Genomic DNA, 4776 nt, shown 5'->3' with positions numbered 1-4776 from the left:
CATGATCCTTATTTTTATTTAGCGATAAACTATGTATCATAAACCAATTCGTTGGTCGATAACTGCTCTCAAAAATGACTACAAAATTTGGTGGAAGTGTTCAGTAGATTTGAACCATCCCCGTTTAACATCTCTATTACTCTAGAGTCCAAAGATAGTAAGCGAAGCGTATTAGTAACCGAAACTCTAGAGCGCCCTATCATTTGTGCTATGTCCTCATGAGTCATTTCAAACTCTTCGCGAAAACGGTTTAATGCTAACGCCTCTTCAATCGGATTAAGATTTTCGCGTTGAATATTTTCAATTAGTGAAAATGCGAGAGCTACATTATCATCAATATTTCTAATAATAACAGGGACATAAGTTAAGCCTGCTTTTTTTGCTGCTCGCCAACGTCTCTCACCAGCAATAATCTCATAGCATTCTTCTGCAACCTTTCTAACAATAAGTGGCTGGATAATCCCTTGGGCTTTGATGGAGTTTGCGAGCTCGTCTAAGATAGACTCATCAAATTGTTTCCTAGGCTGATATTTTCCAGAATTTAATAACTCAACAGCTAAATGAGTTATCGATTCGCTGGGTATAGATTCTCCATCCTGGAATGAATTGTCTAAGGCTCGAAGCAACTTCAATCCCTTCAATTCTAAATTTGACACAAGTGTCTCTCCTCAATTATCCCTGCAAACGTACCACCCTACCTGTAAACGTCGCACCATCAGTTATTTTTCTTATTTTTATTTCCTGCAAACGTCCCACCCTATCCCGTAAACGCCGCAGCCATCCCTGTAAACGTCCCTCACAATTCCCGTAAATGTCCCCAAGATTCTCTTACAACCCTTAAGAACATTGACCTATTCCACTTCTAAACAACAAATTAAATAATCTTAAAAAAATTAAAACACGTTGTGTTTCTATAGTAAATAGAAAAATTCATAAAATTCTTGTTTTTTCATAAAAACACGGATAAATTAGATTAACAGTGAAATTTTGTTTATTCAACAAAAGGCAATCATGCTAAATCCTCAAATTATCAATTATGGCACAGATAATCCCGAACAACTGATGGATAAATTTTATCAAGCCGGGAACGATATGTTATTAGCACTCAGAAACTACGTAATTAATCCCGAAAAAAGGAAAAAACCGAGAACATGGGGTGCTATTGAAGCTGCAAAAATGGTTAAAGTCTCAGATCCTACCTTCAGAAAACTACTAGAATCACATGAGGATATTCCTGGAGTAGTGATAGAAACGCAGGAAAATGGAAGAAATGTAAAAAAGTACACTTTAGCCGCTATAAATTCACTAAGAGACAAAGCTGGAACTCGATATAAAAGACCAAAAGGTTCCAAATGCTTAACTATTGCCATTTCTAATTTAAAGGGTGGAGTTGGAAAAACAGAAACGACTGTCGACTTAGGTAAAAAAATTGCCATTGAAGGTTTAAAGGTTTTATTACTAGATTTTGATGCACAAGGAACTGCAACGTTAATCAGTTCTGGATTGATACCAGATTTAGAATTGAAATATGAAGATACTATTACCAACGTGCTTATTTCCAATCCAAATAACATTAAGGATGTTATTTTAAAAACACATTTCGATGGTTTAGATATTATCCCTGCTAACTTGGCGATACAAGATTGTGATTTAATTTTACCTAATGAAACAGCAAACAACCAAGATCGACTTGGCTCCCCTGTTATTAGGCTAACTCAATCTTTAAAAATTATCAAAAATCAATATGATGTTATCTTAATTGACTGTGGGCCAAATCTTGGACTACTTACTTTAAATGCCATTATTGCTTGCGATGGAATCATTATCCCTATTCCTCCATCTATGAATGATTATTCTAGCTTCATTATGTATACAGCTACATTAAGAAATATGTTTAAAGAGCTACCTTCTAAAAAATTAGAATACCTTCGAATTTTAATTTCAAAACATACCGGTAGTAACGAAGCTTTACAAATGGAAAATATGATGCGTGAGCAATTTGGACGATATATTTTGACGAACCACATGTGTGAAACAGTAGAGGTTCCCAAAGCAGCTAATGAAATTGGAACTATTTATGACATTTCTAAGCCACGAGGAAGTAGAGAAGCATACAGACGTGCTTTACAGCATTTGGATGATGTTAATTTAGAAATCATCAATAACTTTAAAGATATTTGGGATAAACAAGCAACATCTTTAACTATGAGTGGAGAGAACCATGGATAACAGTAAAAAAAATGTCCATAATTCTGGCCCGTTGGGTATGCTATTGCGAAACGGTCAAATTAATAAGCTTGAAACATCAAGTGAGGTCTCTTCAACACCAACATTATCCAAAACCTCTTCCTATTTTAAAACACAATCAGGAATTGAGTTTTCAGATCAAGAGTTAATTTACATTGATCCTGCAGAATGTGAACCATGGTGCTATGCTAATCGTCATGAAAATGAAATGGGTGATATCCAAGGGCTTGTCGATTCAATTAAAATGAATAAGCAATTGCAACCAGCATTGATCAGACTTCACCCTACTCCGCATGGAAAAATTAAATACGAAGTTATTTTTGGTAGAAGAAGACACATTGCTTGTTTGCAACTTGGAGTACCTTTTTTAGTCATCAAAAAAGATATTCCAAATATCCAAGATGCTATAGCATCACAAGATGCAGAAAACAAATTGCGAAATGATGTTAGTAATTATTCTAATGCATCACTGTATAAGCGTTTATTAGTAGATGGGGTATTTAACACTGAGAAAGAACTTGCAGATAAGTTGAATATGTCCACATCAACTTTTAATGATTTAATGGCTTATTCCAAAATTCCTGATGAAATAATAGATAAAATTCCAAATATTCATTGCTTATCAAAACAATTAGCTGTGTCGATAGTTCAAATATTAAATAAATCAAAAAATAACTATAAAATGATGCTGTCTATTGCTAATCAGATAGGTAAAACAATTAATTCCCAAGCTAAGCTCGAGCGCGTATTTGAATCAAATTGTACTGTATCTCAATCTTCAATGCGTTCCGAGCATTCGACTGATGCTAAATTTTATGTGTCTCAAAAAGGCAAAAAGCTATTTACTTTCAAGCGCGATTCACGAGGGCTACCTTCAATTGTTCTAAATAAAGAAATTTCAGAATTAATAAATTTAGAATCTATGTGTTCCTATATGTCTGAATATCTTGAAAAAGAAATGGAATCCGGATATCCGGATTGATATTGGAATCCGGATATCCGGATTTTATCATTAGGGAGCTCTGTGTGAAAAGCGCAGCTATAAATAATAAGAATCTTGAACTAAAGAAGCATGTTAATGCTATACATTGCTCTAATAATCTATCGCTAGTTCAGCGAAAGTTGTTTAATGCTCTACTATTTAATGCTTATCCAGATCTTCCATACAAACAGCAATTTGAAATCAAAGGAAAAGATTTATATCAATTGATTGGATACAATAGCAAAGATACTGCAAAGCTAAAAGAAGCCTTGCTTGGACTAATAACAATAGCTATTGAATGGAACGTTATTGATTGCTCCACTGGACAAGAAAAAAAATGGAAGGCTAGTTCCATATTGGCATCAGCAGAACTTTCAAACGGCGTCTGCATTTATGAATACAGCCAGGTAATGAAAGATCTTATGTATCAACCTGAGATTTATGGCCAAATAAACATTGAACTGATTTCAAAATTCAAATCAGGCTATGGTTTGGCGCTTTATGAGAACTGCATTCGTTACAAAGGGCTTGCGCAGACGCCTTGGTTTCCGCTAGATATCTTTAGAAAACTAATGGGTGTATTTGATGGAAAATATCAAGTGTTTAAAGACTTTAAGAAAAGGGTGCTTGATGTAGGCATAAATGAAGTAAATACCGTATCACCCATTCGTATTATTCCTGAAATAGAGCGAGTTAATCAAAAAGTTACTAGAATTCGATTCAAGCTAGAAAAAAACATTGATGAATCTCCAATTCAGATAAAGGACTTATCGATTGATGAAGAATTAAGACAAATATTGGCTAATACATTTGGATTTTCAATACAAATGATTGATGAGACATATGCAAAGTATGATATTGAGTATATTCGAGAGAAAGTAGAAATTATTACCCAATCAGAAAATTTTGTTGCTGGAAAAATTAGAGGATTAGCTGGGTATTTGATTGAAGCATTAAAAAAGGATTATAAGCTCAGTAGATCAAGCAAAACTGTAATTAATGAGCGTCGCAAGATCTCAGAAGCTAAAGAAAAAGAAAAGAAAGAAAAATTGGAAGAGCAATCAGAGCGCTACAAACAGTATGTAAACAAAAAGATAAACACATACCTAGAGAAATTAACAGAGAATCAAAAAAGCGATTTAAATGATGATTTTGAGAAATTCATAAAGGAGCAAAGTAGTATTCTCAAAAATTGGTATAAAAAGCATGGTCTAGATCACCCTGCAACCAAAGCCTCTTTTCATAGCTTCATTAAAGAAAATAGACCTAACGAAATAGGTCATATCATATCAATGGAAGATTATATTGAGTTAGTTCAATAACCATAAAGAATAACTATAAACTTTCAGGATGGGACATTTACGGGGATATATTGTTTTATTGATGGGTGGGACGTTTACAGGGACTGATGATGCCATAATTATTAACTCATGTTACGCACATAAACTTGTAGTTTGACTAAAAAGCATTAGAATTCCGCCCTTAATTTTAGGGAGGGAATTAAATGGATATGCTTGATCTTTATAGTGATTATTTGATTTTCCAAA

At 33.9% G+C, this 4776-nt stretch carries 4 protein-coding genes; 3 read left to right on the top strand and 1 reads right to left on the bottom strand.

The window, feature by feature from the left end; translation table 11 throughout:
• Positions 1-68 precede the first annotated feature (68 nt).
• Positions 69-656 carry a ParB/RepB/Spo0J family partition protein gene (locus ELY15_RS13425; protein WP_255411113.1) on the bottom strand — a complete coding sequence of 196 codons (588 nt, stop codon included), beginning with the start codon at positions 654-656 and terminating at the stop codon, positions 69-71.
• A 355-nt stretch (positions 657-1011) separates the two neighbouring features.
• Here ELY15_RS13425 and ELY15_RS13420 point away from each other — a divergent pair, with 355 nt between their 5' ends.
• Genes ELY15_RS13420 through ELY15_RS13410 form a run of 3 tightly spaced genes read left to right on the top strand, consistent with a single transcriptional unit; the run spans position 1012 to position 4551 of the window.
• On the top strand, positions 1012-2229 hold the full coding sequence (locus ELY15_RS13420) for an AAA family ATPase (RefSeq protein ID WP_127100882.1): 1218 nt from the start codon (positions 1012-1014) through the stop codon (positions 2227-2229).
• Positions 2222-3229 (top strand): ParB/RepB/Spo0J family partition protein, encoded by a 1008-nt coding sequence (locus tag ELY15_RS13415; protein WP_127100880.1) that lies wholly within the window; start codon positions 2222-2224, stop codon positions 3227-3229. The genes ELY15_RS13420 and ELY15_RS13415 overlap by 8 nt, the downstream gene beginning before the upstream one ends.
• 44 nt (positions 3230-3273) lie before the next feature.
• Positions 3274-4551 carry a replication initiation protein gene (locus ELY15_RS13410; RefSeq protein ID WP_127100878.1) on the top strand — a complete coding sequence of 426 codons (1278 nt, stop codon included), beginning with the start codon at positions 3274-3276 and terminating at the stop codon, positions 4549-4551.
• The last annotated feature ends 225 nt before the right edge of the window (positions 4552-4776 follow it).

Source organism: Legionella sp. km772 (genome assembly GCF_003989735.1).
Lineage (GTDB): Bacteria > Pseudomonadota > Gammaproteobacteria > Legionellales > Legionellaceae > Legionella.
The sequence above is the reverse complement of the archived record's forward strand: the minus strand, read 5'-3'. Positions and strand labels throughout refer to the sequence as shown.

What these genes read in the sequence shown, in the direction of transcription:
- ELY15_RS13420 (WP_127100882.1), top strand. Translation starts at nt 1,012, where the DNA reads ATGCTAAATCCTCAAATTATCAATTATGGCACAGATAATCCCGAACAA.
- ELY15_RS13415 (WP_127100880.1), top strand. Translation starts at nt 2,222, where the DNA reads ATGGATAACAGTAAAAAAAATGTCCATAATTCTGGCCCGTTGGGTATG.